This window comes from Lysinibacillus sp. NPDC097231 (assembly GCF_044761885.1).
In the GTDB taxonomy this organism is placed as follows: Bacteria; Bacillota; Bacilli; order Bacillales_A; family Planococcaceae; genus Lysinibacillus.
Window position 1 is genome coordinate 1 of sequence record NZ_JBIWDH010000038.1, and the last position, 20,959, is coordinate 20,959.

At 41.2% G+C, this 20,959-nt stretch carries 23 protein-coding genes and 2 riboswitches; of the genes, 19 read left to right on the top strand and 4 right to left on the bottom strand.

All coding sequences use genetic code 11. The features are described from left to right. Positions 1-358: 358 nt before the first annotated feature. Genes ACIQXF_RS18905 through ACIQXF_RS18920 form a run of 4 tightly spaced genes read right to left on the bottom strand, consistent with a single transcriptional unit; the run spans position 359 to position 2,993 of the window. On the bottom strand, positions 359-1,195 hold the full coding sequence (locus ACIQXF_RS18905; protein WP_402786144.1) for an energy-coupling factor ABC transporter ATP-binding protein: 837 nt from the start codon (positions 1,193-1,195) through the stop codon (positions 359-361). Positions 1,196-1,197: 2 nt separating this feature from the next. Next, entirely contained in the window at positions 1,198-1,941 is a 744-nt protein-coding gene (gene cbiQ, locus ACIQXF_RS18910) for a cobalt ECF transporter T component CbiQ (RefSeq protein WP_402786000.1), read from the bottom strand. A gap of 31 nt (positions 1,942-1,972) precedes the next feature. Next, the gene (locus tag ACIQXF_RS18915) at positions 1,973-2,245 is read right to left on the bottom strand and encodes an energy-coupling factor ABC transporter substrate-binding protein (RefSeq protein WP_402786003.1); all 273 of its coding nucleotides are present in this window, start codon (positions 2,243-2,245) and stop codon (positions 1,973-1,975) included. A gap of 1 nt (position 2,246) precedes the next feature. Then, positions 2,247-2,993: an energy-coupling factor ABC transporter permease gene (locus ACIQXF_RS18920; RefSeq protein ID WP_402786006.1), complete on the bottom strand. Its 747-nt coding sequence runs from the start codon at positions 2,991-2,993 to the stop codon at positions 2,247-2,249. A gap of 251 nt (positions 2,994-3,244) precedes the next feature. After that, positions 3,245-3,429: riboswitch (cobalamin riboswitch) on the bottom strand. Positions 3,430-3,659: 230 nt separating this feature from the next. Then, positions 3,660-3,844, top strand: a riboswitch (cobalamin riboswitch). A gap of 140 nt (positions 3,845-3,984) precedes the next feature. Between ACIQXF_RS18920 and ACIQXF_RS18925 the strand changes: the two genes are divergently transcribed. The 19 genes from ACIQXF_RS18925 (at position 3,985) to rnz (ending at position 20,843) form a co-directional block, all read left to right on the top strand. After that, positions 3,985-4,356 (top strand): (2Fe-2S) ferredoxin domain-containing protein, encoded by a 372-nt coding sequence (locus ACIQXF_RS18925; RefSeq protein ID WP_402786009.1) that lies wholly within the window; start codon positions 3,985-3,987, stop codon positions 4,354-4,356. A gap of 4 nt (positions 4,357-4,360) precedes the next feature. Then, a complete protein-coding gene (gene cobJ, locus ACIQXF_RS18930) occupies positions 4,361-6,031 on the top strand; it encodes a precorrin-3B C(17)-methyltransferase (protein WP_402786012.1) in 1,671 nt (556 codons plus the stop codon). Positions 6,032-6,047: 16 nt separating this feature from the next. Next, positions 6,048-6,938, top strand: a complete 891-nt coding sequence (locus ACIQXF_RS18935; protein WP_402786015.1) for a sirohydrochlorin chelatase — start codon at positions 6,048-6,050, stop codon at positions 6,936-6,938. Continuing rightward, the gene (gene cobK, locus ACIQXF_RS18940; RefSeq protein WP_402786018.1) at positions 6,935-7,696 is read left to right on the top strand and encodes a precorrin-6A reductase; all 762 of its coding nucleotides are present in this window, start codon (positions 6,935-6,937) and stop codon (positions 7,694-7,696) included. Before ACIQXF_RS18935 ends, cobK begins: the two co-directional genes overlap by 4 nt. Positions 7,697-7,708: 12 nt before the next feature. Next, positions 7,709-8,368: a precorrin-8X methylmutase gene (locus ACIQXF_RS18945; RefSeq protein WP_402786021.1), complete on the top strand. Its 660-nt coding sequence runs from the start codon at positions 7,709-7,711 to the stop codon at positions 8,366-8,368. Beyond that, positions 8,368-9,501, top strand: coding sequence for a cobalt-precorrin-5B (C(1))-methyltransferase (locus ACIQXF_RS18950; RefSeq protein WP_402786024.1), 1,134 nt, complete (start codon positions 8,368-8,370; stop codon positions 9,499-9,501). Before ACIQXF_RS18945 ends, ACIQXF_RS18950 begins: the two co-directional genes overlap by 1 nt. After that, a complete protein-coding gene (cbiE, locus tag ACIQXF_RS18955; RefSeq protein WP_402786027.1) occupies positions 9,458-10,678 on the top strand; it encodes a precorrin-6y C5,15-methyltransferase (decarboxylating) subunit CbiE in 1,221 nt (406 codons plus the stop codon). Before ACIQXF_RS18950 ends, cbiE begins: the two co-directional genes overlap by 44 nt. After that, entirely contained in the window at positions 10,671-11,378 is a 708-nt protein-coding gene (gene cobI, locus ACIQXF_RS18960) for a precorrin-2 C(20)-methyltransferase (RefSeq protein ID WP_402786030.1), read from the top strand. Before cbiE ends, cobI begins: the two co-directional genes overlap by 8 nt. After that, complete coding sequence (gene cobM, locus ACIQXF_RS18965) at positions 11,378-12,163, top strand: precorrin-4 C(11)-methyltransferase (RefSeq protein WP_402786033.1); 786 nt, start codon at positions 11,378-11,380, stop codon at positions 12,161-12,163. Before cobI ends, cobM begins: the two co-directional genes overlap by 1 nt. Beyond that, on the top strand, positions 12,156-13,277 hold the full coding sequence (locus tag ACIQXF_RS18970; RefSeq protein WP_402786036.1) for a cobalt-precorrin 5A hydrolase: 1,122 nt from the start codon (positions 12,156-12,158) through the stop codon (positions 13,275-13,277). Before cobM ends, ACIQXF_RS18970 begins: the two co-directional genes overlap by 8 nt. An 11-nt stretch (positions 13,278-13,288) precedes the next feature. Continuing rightward, positions 13,289-14,656, top strand: coding sequence for a cobyrinic acid a,c-diamide synthase CobB (locus ACIQXF_RS18975; protein WP_402786039.1), 1,368 nt, complete (start codon positions 13,289-13,291; stop codon positions 14,654-14,656). After that, entirely contained in the window at positions 14,649-15,287 is a 639-nt protein-coding gene (locus tag ACIQXF_RS18980; RefSeq protein ID WP_402786042.1) for a precorrin-2 dehydrogenase/sirohydrochlorin ferrochelatase family protein, read from the top strand. The genes ACIQXF_RS18975 and ACIQXF_RS18980 overlap by 8 nt, the downstream gene beginning before the upstream one ends. After that, on the top strand, positions 15,284-16,051 hold the full coding sequence (gene cobA / locus ACIQXF_RS18985; RefSeq protein WP_402786045.1) for a uroporphyrinogen-III C-methyltransferase: 768 nt from the start codon (positions 15,284-15,286) through the stop codon (positions 16,049-16,051). Before ACIQXF_RS18980 ends, cobA begins: the two co-directional genes overlap by 4 nt. Positions 16,052-16,078: 27 nt before the next feature. Next, positions 16,079-16,639 (top strand): nitroreductase family protein, encoded by a 561-nt coding sequence (locus tag ACIQXF_RS18990; protein WP_402786048.1) that lies wholly within the window; start codon positions 16,079-16,081, stop codon positions 16,637-16,639. A 15-nt stretch (positions 16,640-16,654) separates the two neighbouring features. Then, entirely contained in the window at positions 16,655-17,191 is a 537-nt protein-coding gene (locus tag ACIQXF_RS18995) for a cob(I)yrinic acid a,c-diamide adenosyltransferase (RefSeq protein ID WP_402786051.1), read from the top strand. A 76-nt stretch (positions 17,192-17,267) separates the two neighbouring features. Continuing rightward, entirely contained in the window at positions 17,268-17,504 is a 237-nt protein-coding gene (locus tag ACIQXF_RS19000; RefSeq protein ID WP_402786054.1) for a hypothetical protein, read from the top strand. Continuing rightward, complete coding sequence (locus ACIQXF_RS19005; protein ID WP_402786057.1) at positions 17,483-18,982, top strand: cobyric acid synthase; 1,500 nt, start codon at positions 17,483-17,485, stop codon at positions 18,980-18,982. Before ACIQXF_RS19000 ends, ACIQXF_RS19005 begins: the two co-directional genes overlap by 22 nt. Next, entirely contained in the window at positions 18,979-19,815 is an 837-nt protein-coding gene (locus ACIQXF_RS19010; RefSeq protein ID WP_402786060.1) for a class I SAM-dependent methyltransferase, read from the top strand. Before ACIQXF_RS19005 ends, ACIQXF_RS19010 begins: the two co-directional genes overlap by 4 nt. A 95-nt stretch (positions 19,816-19,910) precedes the next feature. Further along, on the top strand, positions 19,911-20,843 hold the full coding sequence (gene rnz, locus ACIQXF_RS19015) for a ribonuclease Z (RefSeq protein WP_402786063.1): 933 nt from the start codon (positions 19,911-19,913) through the stop codon (positions 20,841-20,843). Positions 20,844-20,959 lie beyond the last annotated feature (116 nt).

Genomic DNA, 20,959 nt, shown 5'->3' on the forward strand with positions numbered 1-20,959 from the left:
CTCTTTGAACAATTGACTTCCATTGCCCACCAAACGCAGTGCGGTAGCTTTGAAGCTCTCACTTTTTTATGTCCACTTTCTTGACAGAAGACCAATAACGCTCAGGTGAGCAAAAAAATCGCTCGGGTATAAGGGAAATTCGCTCCGTTCAGTGAAGGAAATGCTCAGGTACAAGAGAAAACCGCTCCGTTCAGTGAAGGAAACGCTCAGGTACAAGAGAAAACCGCTCCGTTCATCAAAAGAACCGCTCAGGTACAAGAGAAAACCGCCGCTCCGGTCACTCAAAAGAATTGCTCAGTCCCAAGTACTAATAGGCGTATCTCTAATGTGTTAGAAAATGCATTATAAGCTACAAGCGTTAAAGCTGCTCAATAAGTCTCTGTAAATCATCTTTCGAACGAGGCATTTTTATGTTTTTCTCAAATAATTTCTTCTGTTGCAAGGCAATCGCCATTTCAAAGACCCATGGGCGCTCTAGATGGGCTTTTTCAAGTAATTCCTCTTGGTAGAAGAGTTCAACAGGATCCCCATTATAAATGATTTTTCCAGCTTCCATAACAATTATTTGATCTGCCCATTCATAGGCCAAAGGGATGTCATGGGTCGCCATTAAGATGGTACGTTCCTCATTCTCTAATTTCGCTAAATACTGTAAAACTTGAGCAGCATAATAATTATCTAATCCAGCTGTAGGTTCATCTAATAATAGAACAGATGGTTCCATGGCTAGTACACCAGCCATTGCGACACGTTTTTTCTGTCCGACACTTAAAAAATGTATCGGTTTATCGAGCAACGCTTCAACCTCAGTTTGAGCAACAGCCCATGCTATTTTCTCTTCAATCTTTTCAGTAGTCCAACCAAGATTCAAAGGTCCAAACGCAATATCCTGCTTAACGGTACCAGAAAAAAGCTGGTTGTCCGCATCCTGAAAAACAATACCAACCTGCTGACGTAATTCTTTTAATGCTTTTCTGCTATAGTGAAGTTCTTTACCACAAAAGGATATACTGCCAGTAGTTGGCTGTAAAATGCCATTTAAATGCTGAAACAACGTCGATTTTCCGGCTCCGTTATGACCAAGTAAGGCAATTTTTTTGCCCTTTGGAATTTGCAGTGAAATATCTGTTAATGCATGAGTTCCATCTGCATAGGCATAGGATAATTGTTTTAATTCAAAGTATAAATCTGTCATCATTAGAAAACCCCTCCATAAATGATGAGAAATACAAAAATAGCGGCAATCCCAAACCAGTTTTTCGTGCTATAGGTAACATCCTCTTGCCAATAAACAGTTTCACCACCGCGTGCCTGCATCGCATTGTTTAGTTCACGACTTCGTTGGAACATCTCAGCTAATAACGCCGCAATCAGCATTGATACAGAGCGTAGCCATTGCTTAGGGGAGTGGTAACCAAGCCGAGCCTGCTGAGCGAGGTGAATTTTTTGCATGCTGTCTAGAAAAATAAAAATAAAACGATACGTTAATTCTACTAGCTCCACGAATAAAACGGGAAGCCGCCATTGTCGCAGAACATGACAAATAGATTGTACGGATGTCGTGAGAATTAAAAAATATAAACAGCTAATGCTACCAAGAACGATGAAGAAAAGCTGCTTTGCTGTTTCTATGCTCGCGCTACCGACAAAAATGGTCAGACCTTTAAAAGAAAATGACCAAATGTAAGTAGGGAGCGTGCTTGTCGAGGGCGCTATAGAAATTAAAATGGACACTAAGCTAGACAGTAAAAAAAATCCCGGTAGCAATAGTAATTTTACGTAATATTTAATAGGGATTTTTGCGCCTACAATGATAAAAGCACTCATTACAATAAATGTAATGAGTGAAATCCGTTCATCTCTCATGATAAGCGACAATAATAGTAATCCTAGGGAAAATGTCATTTTTTCTAGCGGATGAATCGATACTAGCTTATTCAAATATGCATACTTGTCAATGAGTAACATCGGCTTAACCCTCTTTATGTTTGCCGCGCATCAAGCCGATAAAATAGCCGATAAAACCAGCGCCTATAGCAGCTTGTAGTGCGAATAATAAGCTTTCAATTTCACCACTTGGTGGCTCCCATAAGCTTTCAAACCATGGCTCGTAGTCAGCATTTATTTCACCAATTGCTGCTTCCGCTTCACCGTCAGCCCCTTCAAATTCTGCTCCCTTTTGTACGAAAAGTGGGATGATTGCCAATAACACAACAATTGCTAATAACAGTAGATTTTTTTTCATTCTAGTGTGCCTCCTTTGTTGAGAAAACACGTAAGGCTTTTAATTCGCTCACATTGTATTTTTTCAAGAAATTTATCACGACTACTGTTAAAATCCCTTCACTAACAGCAAGCGGAATTTGAGTTATCGCAAATATACCAGCGAACTTTGTAAATGAAGCCATAAAGCCTCCTACCTCAGAAGGGAAGGCAAGAGCTAGTTGTACCGAAGTGATAACATATGTACCTAGATCACCAAGCATTGCAGCTAAAAACACAGCTACAGAAAACGATAAACCCATTTTTTGCGAGCCTTTAAATACATAATAAGCAATTATCGGGCCAGCAATTGCCATGGAAAAGGCGTTTGCACCTAAAGTTGTAAGCCCCCCATGTGCTAAAAGTAAAGCTTGGAATAATAATACGATTGTTCCAATTACACTCATAGCCAATGGTCCAAAAAGAACAGTACCAAGCCCAACACCAGTTGGGTGCGAGCAACTTCCCGTTACAGACGGGATCTTTAATGCTGAAAGCACAAATGCAAAGGCACCTGATAGACCTAGTATCATTTTTGTTTCAGGATTTTCATCAATTGTTTTGCGAATTGAACGTAATCCTAAAATAATAAATGGAATCGAAATGACCCACCAAAAAATGGCCCATTCCATTGGTAAAAAGCCCTCCATGATATGCATGGCGAATGCACGATTTGGCACGAATAAAAATGCCAGTAAGAAATAACTAAGTTTCCAACCAGAGAATTTCAATATTGCTCCTCCTCACATTTAATTTTTTCGATTGTAGCGTGCGTTAATCAATTTCGCCTTAGCGTAATTGTTGCTGGCGCTTCGCTTTCGCACAGAAAACATTTGTTGCTGGCGCTTCGCTTTCGCTACAGAAAACATTTGTTGAATAAAGATAAAAAAAAAGCACTTCTCCGAAATTGGAAAAGTGCATAGCTAAAAAAGCAAATAAAATTCTAATCTGCTTAGCCGCACACCCATCCTCGTAGGCTGAAACGATCACATATTTTTCGGCAGGTCTCCTGGCTTTAGTTCATCGTTTTATAGGTCTTCCCATCTCTTTGACAGTGACATCATCTATAAAACTCCCTAGTACAGTGGCGGGACCGCGCCGGACTTAAACCGGCTTCCCTTTTAAGCGAAATGGTTATCATTCCGCACCGAAAAAAGATGAAATTGTGAGATTTCACGACAAAGTGTAACACGCTTTTCCATAAATATGCTATCTTTTTTATGAAAAAAATTTTTAAATTAAATGTCAATGTAGAAAATTTTAAAAATGTTCCCTCTTTGGATATTTGATGGGTATTTTAATAAAAATGTCACAAATAAAAAAAGAAATATTGAAATTTTAAAATAATAAGACTATGATAGAAACAGTTTTCTATTCATTTACCAGAAATATAATTTAATATAAAAACATCAATAAGTGCTCGATTACTTCGAGATAATAGGGAAATCGGTGAGAATCCGATACAGCCCCCGCTACTGTAATAGCTGATGAAATCGCAAAAGCCACTAGTTTGAAACTTGGGAAGGCGCGAAAGTAAAAGGAAGCTTAAGTCAGGAAACCTGCTTATATGATGATGCATGTAAACTTTTCGGAGGGAGAAGTTGAAGCGAGAGCGAGTACCTGTATATATTCGTTTTTATTTAGCTTCTACAAAACCTTTACTCTTCGTCTAGAGTAAAGGTTTTTTTCTTTTTCCTAAAAGTATTTGAGGGGAGAACAACGATGACAACTTGGAATTTAGAGGGTATGAAAACGCATCTTTTTATTTGCAACGGCAGTAGCTGTATGAATAAAGATGCAGAGGACATTACCCAAGCTATCCGTGACGAAATACAGATACAAGCGCTTGATAAAGAAATACATACGACAAGAACACGTTGTAATGGCAGATGCAAGGATGCTTGTGTTGTCATTGCCTATCCACAAGGGAATTGGTACCGTGTGCCGACAACGGAGCATGGAAGAGCCCTGGTGCAAGATTTACAGCATGAACTATTACATCAGGAGCATGTCTTTACACTTCGTGAAGGTACGTTACAGCGGACAGCTCAAACGACAGCTATTAAAGGCATCGAAAAGGTGAAAGAGGGGTAACAACATGGCGCAAAAAGGGAAGATTTTCGTAGTTGGCTTTGGACCTGGAGATTTTAATCATATTACGCATCGTGCTGTAGAGGCATTACAGCAAAGTGATATGATCATTGGCTATAAAACCTATGTGGAGCTTATTCAGGATTTAGTAAGTGCCAAGGCGATCGTTAGTACAGGTATGACAGAAGAAGTTTCACGTGCACAGGAAGCGGTGCGCCAAGCGGAGGCAGGGAGTATCGTATCGGTTATTTCCAGTGGTGATTCAGGTGTTTATGGAATGGCTGGATTAGTGTATGAGGTATTAATCGAGCTAGGTTGGACAGAAGCAACTGGTGTTGAGGTAGAGATTGTTCCAGGTATTTCTGCTATTAATTCGTGTGCTAGTTTACTAGGTGCTCCGATTATGCATGATGCCTGTACCATTAGTTTGAGTGACCATTTAACACCTTGGAATTTAATTGCGAAACGAGTAGAAGCTGCTGCAATGGCGGATTTTGTTATTGCACTTTATAACCCAAAGAGTGGTCGTCGTACGAGACAAATTGTAGAGGCACAGCGAATTTTATTAGAATATCGTTCGCCAGATACACCGGTGGGACTTGTCAAAAGCGCGTATCGTGACCGCCAGGAAATTACGATGACCACTTTAGCAGAAATGCTTAAACATGATATCGGCATGTTGACAACGGTTATTATCGGGAATTCATCTACGTTCTTCTATGACAATAAAATGATTACACCGCGTGGATATCAGCGCAAATATACACTTGGTGAAGAAAAACAACCGCTACGACCACATCAACGTCTGAGAGAAGAAAATGAACCATGGGCAATGAATCAAGAAACAGGACAAGCGCGTAATGATTTTGCGACAGACCCAAATGCAAATCGTATACAGCCCAGTTTAGCTATAACACCTGATCCAAATCCTAAAAAAACATCACTTGAAATGGCGACAAAAGCTCTAGCGATGGTGAAGGGAACGGATGCCGTAAAGATAACACCTAAGCTTGTTCAACAACAAATTGAATCCATTTTTGAATTAGCTGTTAGTCCAGGGGTAGCCAATAAGTTTTTTACGCCTCAACAAATGATGACGTTAGCTGAGGTAGTTGGAGAAGAAGGAACGATGGAGTATACACCAGACCATCAAATTCATTTGAAAATTCCAACGACTGAACCAGAAGAGATTACAGCAAAGCTCCATGAAGTGGGCTTTTTACTAGCACCAATTGGTGATGTGCTGTCACTAAAGGCTTGTGATTTCTGTTATGGGGAAAAGACCGATTCGATTCCATATGCCGAAGAAATTCAAGAAAAGCTTGGAGGTTTGTCATTACCGAAAACATTAAATATTGGCTTTAATGGCTGCGGAATGGCATGTTATCGCGCAGTATTTGATGATATTGGCATTGTTTATCGTAAAAGTAAATTTGATGTTTTTATTGGTGCTAAGCCAGTTGGTCGTACAGCACATGCGGCGCAGCCTGTTGTGGAGGGCTTAGAACCTGAACAGCTGATCCCGCTTATCACAAATATTATTGAAGAGTATAAAGCAAATGCACATCCAAATGAACGTTTGTTTAAATACTTTAAGCGTGTAAAAAAGATACTACATTTTACGTATCAGGATATGTCTTCAAAAATAAAAGTAGAGCCAGCTCCGTGCGGCGATTAGTGAGGAGTTATTGATAATGAAAGCAATTTTATTTGTCGGCCATGGGAGCCGTTTAGCAGCAGGAAATGATGAGGTACGCACGTTTATCAAGCAAATGACACCTCGTATTGATGCTAGCTTTTTAGTAGAAACATGTTTCCTAGAGTTTGCTTCACCAAATATTGAAGAAGGTATTACAAATTGTGTGAAGAAGGGTGCAACAGAGGTGCATGTGATTCCGATTATTCTGCTTCATGCTGGACATTCAAAACTGCATATTCCTGCAGAAATCGAACATGCACGCGAGCACTATCCACATATTACATTCACATATGGGCAAACAATCGGTATCCATGAAGAAATATTTGCTATTTTAGAGGATCGTTTAGCTGAAATCGGTTTTAATGCTGAAGAAGAGCATAAGGATACAGCGATTTTATTAATTGCACGAGGGGGTAGTGACCCTTATGCGAATGGAGATTTTTATAAAATTACGCGTCTTTTATGGGAAAAGCTACCTGTTCAGTATGTGGAAAGTGCCTTTATGGGTGTAACAGATCCTCGTGTTGAAGAGGGAATGGAACGCTGTGTCAAACTTGGTGCAAAAAAAATCATTATGCTACCGTACTTTTTATTCACTGGTATCTTAATGGAACGTATGAATGTTATGAGCAAGCAATTTAACGAAAAATATCCAGAATGTGATATTCAAATTGCTAACTATTTTGGCTATCATGAACGCTTACAAAATGTGTTATTAGAGCGTATTGAGCAAGCAGTGAATGGTACATCGACAGGTATGCAGGATTTAGAAAATTATCGTGCCTATGCGGCGGTACATGGACATGCACATCATCATCACCATCATGACCACGATCATGGACATGACCATCATCACCATGATCATGCAGAGGAGACAGTGAAATGATTTTCATGTTGGCAGGGACGAGTGATGCCAGGAATTTAGCACTTGAATTACAGTCAGCGGGATTTGCTGTGACGGCAACGGTCGTTACTGAATCAGCAGCCTCAAGCCTTGCAGAAGTGGGACTTCCACATTTGATCGGTCGATTAACGGCGGAGGAAATGACAACAATTATTACGGAACAAGGGTACCGTTTAGTTGTAGATGCCTCCCATCCATTTGCCGAAGAAGCTTCAAAAAATGCTATGGCTGCGGCTGAGCAAGCAAATGTTCCGTATATTCGCTATGAACGTGCGCACGAGCACTATTCCCATACTCTTATTACGGTTGTGAAAGATTATGAGGAGGCTGCAAATTTAGCAGCGGAAAAACGTGGAGTCATTATGCTAACAACGGGCAGTAAAACGCTGGCGACATTTACAAAGGTGTTACATGGCTTAGAAAATACACGACTGATTGCACGTATGCTTCCTCGACTCGATAATATGGAAAAATGTGAGGCACTTGGTGTGGCTCAAAGAGATATTGTTGCTATACAGGGCCCTTTTTCAAAGGAATTAAATGAAGCTCTATTCCGTCAGTACGATGTGACATTAATGATTACAAAAGAGAGTGGTAAAGTTGGCTCTGTCGATGAAAAGCTAGAGGCTGCTCTCGCATGTGGCATTGAAACGATTTTAATCGCAAGACCAAATATTAAATATGGGCAGCAGTATTCAACATTTGAGGAAGTACAACAGGCTGTCCAAAACACAATTTAGGAGGCAATCCAGATGGACTTTAAAACAGATTTTAAACCACTAACAGTAGACCCAGACAAAATTTACGATTATAGTTTTTCGATTATTGCTGAGGAGATGGGCGAACATGATTTCTCAGAAGATGAGTGGAAAATTGTTCGTCGTATCATCCATGCATCTGCTGATTTTGAGCTAGGTCGAAGCGTTATTATTACACCAGGAGCGATTGAGGCAGGTATTAAGTCAATCCTTGCCGGACGTCATGTTATCGCAGATGTGCAAATGATTGAAAGTGGCTCAGGGAAAAAACGCTTCCAAAAGCATGGTGGTGATCTACACTGCTATATTGCAGATGAAGACGTAGCGACAGAAGCAAAAAAACAAAATACAACGCGTGCCATTATCTCTATGCAAAAGGCAGCTAAATTACATGAAGGTGGAATTTATGCCATTGGTAATGCACCGACAGCACTGCTTGAATTGATTCGCTTAATTAAAGAAGGCTTAGCGAAACCAGATTTAATTATCGGTATGCCAGTTGGTTTTGTATCGGCTGCTGAATCGAAGGAAGAGCTATTAAAACTAGAAGGTATTCCGTATATTACAAATGTTGGTCGTAAAGGCGGTAGTACAGTGACGGTTGCCGCATTGAATGCTGTCTCACTTTTAGCGGATGAACAGGCGAAAAAATAATGGAGCGGAAGCCTAAAAAGGATCCCAAGGACATGCGTCACGGTTATACAACGGGAGCCTGTGCAACTGCAGTAACGAAGGCCGCATTACTTGCTTTAATTACAAATGAAGTGCAAGAAACAAGTACCATTCATTTGCCGATCGGACGAGATGCGACCTTTACGATAGAAAAATGTACATTTCGGAATGATGCTGTAAGCTGTGAAACGATTAAAGATGCAGGTGATGACCCAGATGCAACACATAAAGCACTCATTATTGGCACAGTAAGCTGGGCGGATATGCCGGGCATTCATTTGGACGGTGGAATTGGTGTCGGGCGCGTAACAAAGCCCGGCTTACCAGTACCTGTCGGAGAAGCAGCCATCAATCCTGTACCACGAAAGATGATTCATAGTACGGTTCAAAGCGTACTTGATGAATTTCAAATTAAACGAGGCGTTAGCGTTGTTATTTCCGTTCCTGAGGGGGAGGAAATTGCGAAAAAAACATTAAATGGACGACTTGGTATCATTGGAGGCATCTCCATCTTAGGCACAAGGGGAACCGTCGTGCCTTTTTCGAGTTCCGCATACATGGCAAGTATTGTCCAAGCTATTAGTGTTGCAAAGGCAGCAGGCTGTGAGCACTTAGTCGTGACGACAGGGGGACGTAGTGAAAAGTTTGGCATGGCACAGTACCCTGATTTACCAGAGGAAGCGTTTATCGAAATGGGCGACTTTGTTGGTTTTACTTTAAAGCATTGTAAGCGCCTTGGTATCAAGCAAGTATCGCTTGTTGGCATGATGGGGAAATTTTCGAAGGTGGCACAAGGTGTCATGATGGTGCACTCCAAAAGTGCTCCTATTGATTTTAACTTTTTAGCTCAATTAGCAGTGGATATAGGTGCGGATGAAGAAACCGTTACGAACGTACGAGAGGCAAACACTGCTTCACAGGTCGGAGAAATTATGGCAGAAAAGGGCTATGATGCATTCTTTAACCACTTATGTGAAGCTTGCTGTTATTCATCATTACATCACATTAAGGGCGGTTTAACGCTTTCCACATCGATCTATTCGATGCAGGGACAATTATTAGGAAGGGCTGATGACATTGCATCGATCGATGAAATTAATTGGGATCGGGGATAACGGACAAGAAAGCTTGCTACCGCAATACGTGCAGTGGATTGAAGACTGTGAGGTACTTGTTGGTGGGGAGCGTGTTCTAGAATTTTTCCCGAACTTTACTGGTGAAAAAATTTTGATTAAAGGTGGTCTTTCAGCGCTTGTTGAAAGATTATCTACAGAAACAAGAAATACAGTGATCTTAGCGTCTGGTGATCCATTATTTTACGGCATCGGTGGTTATTTAGCGAAGAAGCTAGACATTGAAGTTTATCCATATATGAGCTCGGTACAGCTTGCTTTTTCTAAGATGGGAGAAAGCTGGCAGGATGCTTATGTCACAAGTATTCATGGGCGCTCTATGAAAGGCTTAGCACAACGTATTGATGGTAAAAAGAAAGTGGCACTGCTAACAGATAAAGAAAATAACCCAAATGCGCTAGGAAATTATTTAAAGCATTTTGGCATGACAGAATACCGTGCATTTGTGGCAGAAAACTTACAGGGCACAAATGAAAAATTCGCTTGGTATTCGCTTGATGAATTAGAAATGGCTTATTTTTCTCCTTTAAATGTTGTCATTCTACAGCAAACCTCAGTACCGAAACGCTATGCACTCGGTATTGATGATGAAGAATTCTCACAGCGTAAGCCAGATAAAGGGCTTATTACGAAAAAAGAAATTCGTGTTTTAAGTTTACAAGCAATGCAGCTACAAATAGATAGCATCATTTGGGACGTTGGTACATGTACGGGTTCGATGGCCATTGAGGCAGGCAAGCTTGCGCCAGAAGGTCAAATATTTGCAGTGGAGAAAAACGCTCCTGATTTAGAAAATTGCCTGCAAAATCAGCAAAAGTTCCGTGTAGATATTACAGCTATTCATAGTAAAGCGCCAGCAGGACTTGAAAACTTCCCTGATCCGGATGCGATTTTTATCGGCGGTACAGGTGGAGAAATGGTGGAGTTATTACAATTGTGCTGTACACGCTTAAAGCCAAATGGTCGTATTGTATTGAATGCTGCAACAATTGAAAATTTATATAAGGCTGTCGAAGCGTTTAAGGCTTGTGGCTTTACAGTAGACATCTTACAGGCACAGCTTGCACGCAGTAAACCAATTTTAGATATGACACGTTTTGTTCCATTAAATCCGATTTATATTATCACGGCATACCGAAAGGAAGAAAATTATGAGTAATCTTGGTATTTTATATGGCTTAGGTGTAGGTCCTGGCGATCCAGAATTAATTACAGTCAAGGCATTCCGTGTCATTCAGGAATCTCCTGTTATTGCTTATCCGAAAAAATTAAAAGGCAGTAAAAGCTATGCACATCGTATTGTAGATGTCTATATTAATCCAGAAGAAAAGGATATGCTTGGCCTAGTATTTCCAATGACAAAGGATGAGGCTGTATTAGAGCGTGAATGGACGAAATCAGTTGAGCTTGTTTATGGAAAATTAAAAGAGGGCAAGGATGTTGCCTTTGTAACAGAAGGGGACCCATTATTATATAGTACGTTCATCCATATGATGAAGCTTATGCAGGACATGCACCCAGAGGTTGAAATTCGAACAGTTCCAGGGATTTCTTCGTTCAATGGCTCAGCATCACGACTAGGTATTGCGTTAGCAGATGGCGATGACCGTGTTGCGATTGTCCCAGCCCATGATGACTATGATGCAATGCGTGAAGTGATAGAAAGTCACGATGCAGTGGTGTTCATTAAAGTAGCGAAGGTTATTGATTTAATGCTTGAGGTGCTACGTGATTTAGATTTACTTGATAAGGCATCAGTCGTAACAAAAGTAACGTCTGACGAGGAAATTATTTGGGATGTGCGCGAGCTAGATGGTGTCGATCTAGAATATTTAACATTAATGGTGGTGCGTAAATAATGAAGAAAATATATATTGTGGGAGCTGGTCCTGGTGATCCAGATTTAATTACAGTAAAAGGTTTACATATATTACAAACCGCAGACGTGGTGATGTATACAGATTCATTAGTAAATGAAGATCTTATTGCAAAGGCACGACCAGATGCAGAGGTTATTCGTACGGCAGGTATGCATTTAGAGGAAATGGTAGCGGTCATGGTAGATCGCGTTAAGGCGGGGAAGGTAGTAGCTCGTATGCATACGGGAGATCCTGCAATGTACGGCGCTATTATGGAGCAGGTAGCTCTATTAAAGAAGGAAGGCATTGGCTATGAGGTGATTCCTGGTGTGAGCTCTGTCTTTGCTTCCGCAGCGGCAATCGGAGCAGAATTAACAATACCTGATTTAACACAAACCCTTATTTTAACACGTGCTGAAGGACGTACTCCTGTACCAGAATTTGAAAAGCTACGCGATTTAGCGAGTCATCACTGTACAATTGCATTATTCCTGAGTGCAACGTTAACAAAGAAAATAGTAAAAGAACTACAGAATGCTGGCTGGGCTGATGATACACCAGTAGCTGTTATTCAAAGAGCTTCTTGGCCAGATCAAAAAATTGTACGTACAACATTAATTGAACTGGATGAAGCAATGCGTGTGAACGGTATTCGTAAGCATGCGATGATTTTAGCTGGCTGGGCATTAGATCCGAATATTCATGATAAGGATCAATATCGTTCGAAATTATATGATGCTACTTTCACACATGGCTTTAGAAAAGGTGTGAAGACAAGTGATTGAGTTACAAGAGGGCGTATTGCCAGAGGTTGATCAACGAAATCCTTATGCTGTTGTGGCAATCACAAAGCATGGTGTGCAAATCGGACGTCGCCTGCAGCATACTTTTGCAGCGAGTGATTTATATTACATGAGTAAATTTGAGCAGGGCGATGAAGCAAAAAAGCATATTCAAATGTTTACAGGTACTGTACGTCTGCTACTGCCAACTCTTTTTAAGCAATATAAAGGCTTAATTTTAATCATTTCCCTTGGTGCAGTTGTGCGCATGATTGCCCCAATTTTAAAGGATAAAAAGACTGATCCAGGCGTTGTTGTCATTGATGACCGTGGTGAAAATGTGATTAGCGTGTTATCTGGACATCTAGGTGGTGCCAATGAACTGACACATGAAGTAGCCGCAGCAATTGGTGCAAACCCGATTATAACGACAGCTTCGGATGTCCAAAAAACGATTCCGGTAGATTTATTTGGCGCACGTTTTGGCTGGGTATGGGACAGTGCCGATAAACTGACACCGGTAAGTGCATCAGTTGTCAACGAGGAGCACGTAGCCGTCGTGCAGGAAGCGGGTGAGCGCGACTGGTGGATGCGTGATACGCCAATGCCGGAGCAAATTAAAATTTATCCGTCAACACAATCTGCGATCAAAGCAAAACCACATGCTACATTGCTGATTACAGATCGCATTATAGAACCAGAGGAAGAAGTGCTTCTTGAAAATGGTGTGATTTATCGACCTAAATCAGTTATCCTTGGCATGGGTTGTAATCGTGGTACATCCGTGGAGGAAATTGAACAGGTGATTGATGAAACACTTGCGGAGCTTAAACTTTCGAAAAAAAGTATCAAGGCATTATGTACAATTGATTTAAAGAAAGATGAGCAATGCTTCCTTGAGATAACGAAAAAATATGACTGGGAATTCGTTACGTATTCACCTGGCGAATTAAACGAAATTGATTTTCCATCACCTTCGGAAACAGTCTTTAAATATACAGGAGCATACGGCGTGAGTGAGCCTGCTGCAATGCGTTATGCACAGGTTGATTCACTTGTTTTACAGAAGAAAAAATCGGGCAATGCTACGATTTCTGTCGCTAGATTAACATTTTAAGGAGGAAGCCTATGCAAACAAATCGCTTTGTACTCGCTGGTACTGGCAGTGGGGTTGGTAAAACGACTTTTACCATCGGGCTAATGAAAGCATTACAGGAAAAAGGTAAGACTGTGCAGGGCTTTAAATGTGGCCCCGATTATATTGATCCAACCTATCATACTGCTGTAACAGGACGGGTATCACGAAATATCGATAGTTGGATGTTTTCACATGAAGCAGTGCGGGATATTGTCGCACGAGCAAGCATGGATGCAGATGTCTCTATTATTGAAGGGGTGATGGGCTTTTATGATGGAAAAAGTCCATTATCGGATGCTGGCTCTGCAGCAGACATTAGTGTTGTAACAGAAAGCCCTGTAATTTTAATTGTCAATTGTGCAAGTATGGCACGCAGTGTAGCGGCAGTTGTGAAAGGTTTTCAATTGTTGTCGGATAAACCGAATATTGTTGGTGTAATTGCCAACCAAGTCGGTAGTGTCGGTCATTATGAGATTGCAAAAGCTGCTATTGAGCAGGAGTGCGGTATCCCAGTTATCGGCTACATGAAGCGCGAGGAAGGAATCGATATTCCAAGTCGCCATTTAGGGCTAGTGCCTGCGATTGAACGAGGAGAACTTGATACATTTTTTGATAAACTAGGTTCCCTGATGGCAGAGACACTTGATTTAGATCAATTGCTTGACTTAACAAAGGCTCCTGTTCTACAAGAATCAGGGCAATTATTTGCAGAAGAACCATACCAAAATATTTGTATTGCTGTAGCAAAGGATGCCGCGTTTAACTTCTATTATGAAGAAAATTTGGCTCTACTTCGTGCAAAAGGAGCAAAGCTGCAATTTTTCTCACCACTTGCGAATGAACCTGTTCCTGCTGAAGCAGATGGATTGTATATAGGTGGGGGTTTCCCAGAAGAATTTGCGGATATTTTGTCGGAAAATTCGGATGCTAAAAAATCTATTCGTGAAGCAATTGCCAAAGGTTTACCAACATTAGCCGAATGTGGAGGCTTCATGTATTTGACGGAGGCTATTACAAATAGTAATGGTCATCGTTATGAGATGGTAGGTGTTATTCCAGGTGAAGTAGCGATGCAAACAAAGCTAGCGGCTCTCGGCTATCGTGAAATTTTTGGTACACAAAATAATTTCTTAATTGCTTCAGATGAAGCAGCAAAGGGACATGAATTCCACTATTCAACATATAGCGGTACACACCATTCGCCAGCCTATGAAACGAAAGGGCGCTTTGGTAACAAACAAGAGGGCTATCAAGCAGAGAATCTAGTGGCTGGCTATACGCATTTTCATTTTGTATCGAACCCGAGGCTTGTTGATAACTGGCTAACAGCTTGTAAGAAGGTGAAAAATCATGACTAATTATTTTCCTATTCATCTCAATATTGAATTTAAAACCGTAGTGATTGTTGGTGGGGGACACGTAGCAGCTCAGAAGGTTGCTTCATTGCTTCCAGCTAAAGCAAATATCGTTGTTGTTAGTCCCACTCTACATGATTCATTACTGCCTCTTTCAGAATCAGGGCAAATTACATGGCGTGAAAAACAATTTGAACCGCGTGATCTAGACGATGCAATACTCATCATTGCAGCAACAAATGATACCTCAGTTAATGAAGCTGTTCAAGAAGCAGCACAGCACTGGCAGTTAATCAATCGAACAGATGTACAAAGTGAGAGTGATTTTATCACACCAGCAACTGTGCGTCGTGGTCCTTTAGTGTTAACCATTTCAACGTCAGGGGCAAGTCCAGGGCTAGCACGTAAAATCAAAGCCGATCTCGAAGAGCAGTTTGATGAGATTTATGATGACTATGTATGCTTTTTACAGCAGGCACGTTTAATGATTGCTGCTAAGTTTGAAAAAGGTCAGCAAAGACGTGCAGCATTACAAGCACTGCTTGAACCGAGTTTACTAGAATGGACACGTAATGGAGAGATTGATAGACGAGAAGCTTATTTACAACAATTATTGATGGGAGAAGCGCGATGAAAGACGGAATAGTGTATTTAGTTGGAGCTGGACCAGGAGATCCGAAGCTTATTACAGTGTACGGACTAGAATGTATTCAAAAGGCTGATGTCATTGCGTATGATCGTCTTGTGAATCCTAAATTACTAGAGTTTGCGAAAAAAGATGCTGAACTTGTATACTGCGGTAAATTACCTGGTAAGCATCATCTCATTCAAGATGAGATAAATTCATTACTTGTCAAAAAAGCGCAGGAAGGCAAAATTGTCACACGATTAAAGGGTGGCGATCCATTTGTTTTTGGACGTGGTGCAGAGGAAGCCGAAGTTTTAAAAAATCATGGTATTGCTTATGAAGTCATACCTGGAATTACAGCGGGAATTGCTGCCCCTGCTTATGCCGGTATCCCTGTCACACATCGAGATTGTGCGACAAGCTTTGCGCTAGTAACTGGACATGGTCGTGAAGAAAAGGGGCAGGACTTTTTAAATTGGCCTGCACTTGCAACAGGTATCGATACTGTTGCCTTTTATATGAGTGTTGGCAATATTGCTTATATCTCACGAAAACTAATCGAAAACGGTCGTAAAGCAACTACTCCAGTAGCGGTTATTGAGTGGGGAACAACAGACAAACAGCGTACCATTACAGGACAACTTGCTGAGATTGCTAACATTATTGAACGAGAGGGTTACCATAATCCTTCCATGATCGTCGTTGGCGATGTAGTCAATGTACGAGAAAAAATTCAGTGGTTTGAAGAGCAGGGGCTTGCTTTTTCATAATTAATATTTAGCATAGGGGGAAAAATCATGACAGTAATCGAGGCCTTGAAAAATCGTCGAGCCATTCGAAATTATACGACACAGCCTGTTGAAAAAGAGAAAATCGAGCAAATTTTACAAGCTGCCACTTATGCACCCAATGACCGTATGCGTGAGCCTTGGCATTTTTATGTTATTCAAGACGAGGCCATGAAACGTTATGAGGAAATGGCGAGTGCCTATTTGCAGGAACGATTCCCAACAAAACCAAATTTAGTGGAAAGCTCCTTAAAGGTTGTTCAAACAACACCTGTTGCCATTGTAGTTACCGCAGATATTGTAGAAGATGATGCTGATGCGACAGAAGATAATGTCTTTGCTGTATGCGGTGCTATTATGTCCATGTGGCTAGCTGCCGAGGAGTTAGGGCTTGGCTTTGTATGGCGCACACGTGGAGTAGGGCTTGTTCATGATGCAAGAATGCATACTTTTATCGGAGCGAGTCAATTACAAAAAGTAGTAGGGACTATTTTTATTGGCTATCCAGAAGTGCAGGAGCTTAAAGACAAGAAGCGTACAGCATTTGAAGAAAAAACAACATGGCTTTAAGGGAGGCTTAAAGAAATGGCTAGAAAAGGCTTGTTTTTAGTGTATACAGGTGAGGGGAAGGGCAAAACGACGGCTTCTCTTGGTGTCACACTGCGCGCAGTTGGTAGAGGCCTGAATGTACGTTATATGCAGTTTATTAAATCTCCAGAGCGTACATATGGGGAGCAAATTGCCCTTCGCAAGCTCGGCATAGAAATGGAGCAGATGGGCATTGGCTTTACATGGACAAAAACGCCAGAGGAGCATCGCACTGCTTTAGCAAAAGCATGGAAGAAAACAAAAGCGGCCTTGCAGGACGACACGATTGATTTACTCGTACTAGACGAGCTAAACAATGCACTTGCGATCACAAAATTTCCGATTGATGATGTGCTACCAGTAACTGAAGTTATTGAAGCGATTCAACAGCGTCCATCAACAATGCATTTAGTAGTAACAGGACGTAGCGCAAATCCCGCACTTATGGCACTGGCAGATTTAGTATCTACAATTGATGCGACAAAGCATTATTATGACGAAGGAATTCCAGCTGTGAAAGGCCTCGAATTCTAAGCAGTAAAAAAGTTGAATTACCTGCATAACCCGCGGGATGAATGAGAATACCCGCGCTTCAGCAGGGAGCCGCGGAATGGATGAAAATACCCGCGCTTCAACAGGGAATACCCGCGGAAAGGGGAAGAATACCCGCGTTTCAGCAGGGAATACCCGCGGAAAGGGGAAGAATACCCGCGTTTCAGCAGGAAACCACGGGATGAATGAGAATACCCGCGCTTCAGCAGGAAATACCCGCGGAACGGAGAAGAATACCCGCGCTTCAACAATAAAAACGGAGGGAAAAAGACTATGCCAGCAAAATCTATCATGATTCAAGGAACGTCTTCTGATGTTGGGAAAAGTATGATATGTACTGCACTATGCCGTATATTTTCGGACGATGGGCTAAAGGTAGTACCGTTTAAATCGCAGAATATGGCCCTTAATTCATTTGTCACGCAGGATGGCGGAGAAATTGGCCGTGCACAAGGTGTACAAGCAGAGGCAGCACGTGTTGTCGCGACGACCGATATGAATCCTATTTTGCTTAAACCAAAGCAAGACATGGTTTCTGAGGTCATTGTCCATGGTAAGCACTTTTTAAATATGGATGCCAAAAGTTATCGCAATAATTTCGTACAGGAAGCAATGCCGATCGTTGAAAAGTCTGTACGAACGTTACAGAATACATATGATGTTATTGTTCTTGAAGGTGCGGGAAGCCCAGCAGAGATCAATTTAAAGGACCGTGATATCGCGAATATGCGCATGGCCCATTTAGCGGATGCAGCTGTTGTTTTAGTTGCAGATATTGATCGAGGTGGCGTCTTTGCATCGATTGTCGGTACACTCGCATTACTTGACGATGCAGAGCGTGCGCGTGTCAAAGGTCTTATCATAAATAAATTCAGAGGAATGCGTGAATTACTTGATGATGGCATTGACTGGGTAGAGCGTGAAACTGGCATACCTGTACTTGGAGTTGTACCGTATGTAGAAGTCAATATTGAGGCTGAGGATTCGCTTGCACTTTCTTCATTGCGCTTTAAAAAGCCAATACCAGGGGAGTTTGCAGTGGATGTGGCAATGATTCGCTTGCCGCGCATCTCAAACTTTACAGATATTGATCCATTTTTCGATGAGCCAGAAGTGGGTGTACGTTTAATTGGTAATGTCAATGAGCTTGGTACGCCCGACTTACTTATACTACCTGGAACAAAAAGCACAATAGATGATTTAGCGTGGTTAAAAGCACAGTGCTTCGATCAAGCAATCGCTAATTTACGCGAGCGAGGCACAAAAATTATTGGTATTTGTGGTGGCTTCCAAATGCTTGGCGAAACGTTACTAGACCCAGATGCAGTAGAAGGCAATGGCGATTCAGCCGAAGGTCTAGGGCTACTGCCAATTGAAACCGTTTTTGTTGGGGATAAAAAAACGGTTCAAATGACAGGGACAAGAGGACAGGATACGTTTACAGGCTATGAAATTCATCTTGGACGTACAAAGATTTTGCGTGATGAAGTTTCACCATTTTTACAACTTACAGATGGGCGAGTGGACGGGGCAGTAAGTGCTGATGATCAAGTTATCGGAACTTATTTCCACGGTTTATTCCATAATCGCTCCTTTACACGACAACTTATCAATGACATTCGCATGAAAAAAGGGCTAGCTGCTTTACCAAGTGATGTAAAGAGTGACGCAGAACGCAGAGAGGATGCTTACAATATGCTGGCAAAGCATGTGCGTGCTAATCTCGATATAAAAAAAATATACGAAATCATGAATGTAGAGGTACGTGTATGACAAGAAAAGGACCGTTAGCCATTAATTATGAGGCATTATGGCAGGAAGGTATGAAGGACTGGCATGGTCATATGCCTGAAAGAATGGTCAATGATCAATTAGAGGAGCAATTTTGGGCGCAGTCGGTTGTCCGTAAAAAGGCCGGACAAACAGATCCTTACGCAGTACGGATCTTTCAAGAAATTAAAAAAAGTATTCAACCAGAACACTCGGTTTTAGAAATTGGTCCAGGGTGGGGCAATTATACGTTTCCGTTAGCTGAGCATGTGCGACAGCTAACATGCGTAGACAGTTCAGATAGCATCCTTAGCTATCTACAAAATTGCATGCAGGATAAACGACATGTTTCTTATATTCATGCAAAATGGGAAAGTCTTGCTAAGGATGAGGTTACTACTCATGATATTGTCATTGGTGTCAATTGTTTTTATCGCATGTATGAAATAAAATCAGCACTTTACCAGATGAATCGTCTTGCTAAAAAGCGTGCTATTATTGGCATGACAACAGGTCCGATTCAACCTCATTATGAGATTTTGTTTAAAAAATATGGCTACGATATTAAATTTCCGCGAAGGGATTATATAGAGTTTTTAAATTTGTTATATGAAATGGATATTTACGCGGATTGCAAAATCATCCCATTAGAACGAGTGTATGAATACGAAAGCTATGAGCAGCTTGTGATAACACAAAGTAAAAAAATATTAAATACGGATTTTACTAGAGCACATGTTGAGGAGTCGCTCATGCCGTTTATTGAAGAAAAGAACGGGCGTTTTTATTATCGACATGACTTCCATGCTGCACTTGTATCTTGGGAACCGAAATAACATTAAAACCTTTGGAGAAAGCACCCCCAAAGGTTTTTCTTATTGTTTACGATAATGTACAATAGAGCGATAGACATAGAAGTGAGGTGGCATATGTGCAACTACATTTTTTAGGAACAGGCGCAGGAATGCCTTCAAAGGAACGAAATACAAGTGCCCTGATGGTCAAGCTTTTAGATGAAGTGGGGGAAATGTGGCTTTTTGATTGTGGGGAGGCTACCCAACATCAAATTCTGCATACATCCTTAAAGCCACGTAAAGTAACGAAAATATTTATTACGCATTTACATGGTGACCATATTTTCGGTTTACCTGGTTTTTTAAGCTCTCGCTCCTTTCAAGGAGGAGATGAGCCTTTAACGATTTTTGGCCCAAAAGGTTTACAACAATGGATAGAGCAAACCTTTGCCTTATCGAAGACTCATTTAACATACCCAATACAATTTGTTGAAGTTCAAGAGGGTGTTATTTTTGAGGATAGTCATTTTAAGGTTAGTGCTAGTGAGCTCCGACATGTAGTCCCATGCTTTGGCTACCGTATTGAGCAAAAAGATTTGCCTGGTGAACTGTTAATGGAAAAAGTGCAGGCTCTTGGTGTCCCAAAAGGTCCTTTGCTAGGACAATTGAAGGGTGGAAAAGATGTGGAGCTCGACGATGGCACAATTATTCATGCAAAAGATGTTGTCGCTCCGCCCAAAAAAGGCTTTATGCTCACGATTTTAGGCGATACGAAATATTGCCAGGAGGCCGTTTTATTAGCTCACGAGGCAGATATCGTTGTTCATGAGGCTACTTTTGACGGCACTACGACAGACTTAGCAGCCAGCTACGGTCACTCTACAAATATCGAGGCAGCAAAGGTTGCTCTACAAGCAGGAGCAAAATATTTACTTTTGAATCATCTAAGTGCTCGCTTCCTACCGCATGATTTACCTATTTTTTTAGAGGAAGCGCAAGCAATTTTCCCACAAACCTACCTTACATCCGATCAAGCCGTATTTAATTGGCATGACAATAAATTATTTTAATATAATTTATAGGCCCGAAAAAGAACCTTTTAGAGAAGCTTCATTTAAAAGGTTCTTTTTTATATACAGTACTATAATACCTATCAAAACTTCTGTAAATTGAGCGGATTTATTGA

Coding starts and splice junctions, on each gene's coding strand:
- ACIQXF_RS18905 (WP_402786144.1), bottom strand. CDS start 1,195: ATGACAGATTTATACTTTGAATTAAAACAATTATCCTATGCCTATGCA.
- ACIQXF_RS18915 (WP_402786003.1), bottom strand. CDS start 2,245: ATGAAAAAAAATCTACTGTTATTAGCAATTGTTGTGTTATTGGCAATC.
- ACIQXF_RS18925 (WP_402786009.1), top strand. CDS start 3,985: ATGACAACTTGGAATTTAGAGGGTATGAAAACGCATCTTTTTATTTGC.
- cobJ (WP_402786012.1), top strand. CDS start 4,361: ATGGCGCAAAAAGGGAAGATTTTCGTAGTTGGCTTTGGACCTGGAGAT.
- ACIQXF_RS18935 (WP_402786015.1), top strand. CDS start 6,048: ATGAAAGCAATTTTATTTGTCGGCCATGGGAGCCGTTTAGCAGCAGGA.
- cobK (WP_402786018.1), top strand. CDS start 6,935: ATGATTTTCATGTTGGCAGGGACGAGTGATGCCAGGAATTTAGCACTT.
- ACIQXF_RS18945 (WP_402786021.1), top strand. CDS start 7,709: ATGGACTTTAAAACAGATTTTAAACCACTAACAGTAGACCCAGACAAA.
- ACIQXF_RS18950 (WP_402786024.1), top strand. CDS start 8,368: ATGGAGCGGAAGCCTAAAAAGGATCCCAAGGACATGCGTCACGGTTAT.
- cbiE (WP_402786027.1), top strand. CDS start 9,458: ATGACATTGCATCGATCGATGAAATTAATTGGGATCGGGGATAACGGA.
- cobI (WP_402786030.1), top strand. CDS start 10,671: ATGAGTAATCTTGGTATTTTATATGGCTTAGGTGTAGGTCCTGGCGAT.
- cobM (WP_402786033.1), top strand. CDS start 11,378: ATGAAGAAAATATATATTGTGGGAGCTGGTCCTGGTGATCCAGATTTA.
- ACIQXF_RS18975 (WP_402786039.1), top strand. CDS start 13,289: ATGCAAACAAATCGCTTTGTACTCGCTGGTACTGGCAGTGGGGTTGGT.
- ACIQXF_RS18980 (WP_402786042.1), top strand. CDS start 14,649: ATGACTAATTATTTTCCTATTCATCTCAATATTGAATTTAAAACCGTA.
- cobA (WP_402786045.1), top strand. CDS start 15,284: ATGAAAGACGGAATAGTGTATTTAGTTGGAGCTGGACCAGGAGATCCG.
- ACIQXF_RS18990 (WP_402786048.1), top strand. CDS start 16,079: ATGACAGTAATCGAGGCCTTGAAAAATCGTCGAGCCATTCGAAATTAT.
- ACIQXF_RS18995 (WP_402786051.1), top strand. CDS start 16,655: ATGGCTAGAAAAGGCTTGTTTTTAGTGTATACAGGTGAGGGGAAGGGC.
- ACIQXF_RS19000 (WP_402786054.1), top strand. CDS start 17,268: ATGGATGAAAATACCCGCGCTTCAACAGGGAATACCCGCGGAAAGGGG.
- ACIQXF_RS19005 (WP_402786057.1), top strand. CDS start 17,483: ATGCCAGCAAAATCTATCATGATTCAAGGAACGTCTTCTGATGTTGGG.
- ACIQXF_RS19010 (WP_402786060.1), top strand. CDS start 18,979: ATGACAAGAAAAGGACCGTTAGCCATTAATTATGAGGCATTATGGCAG.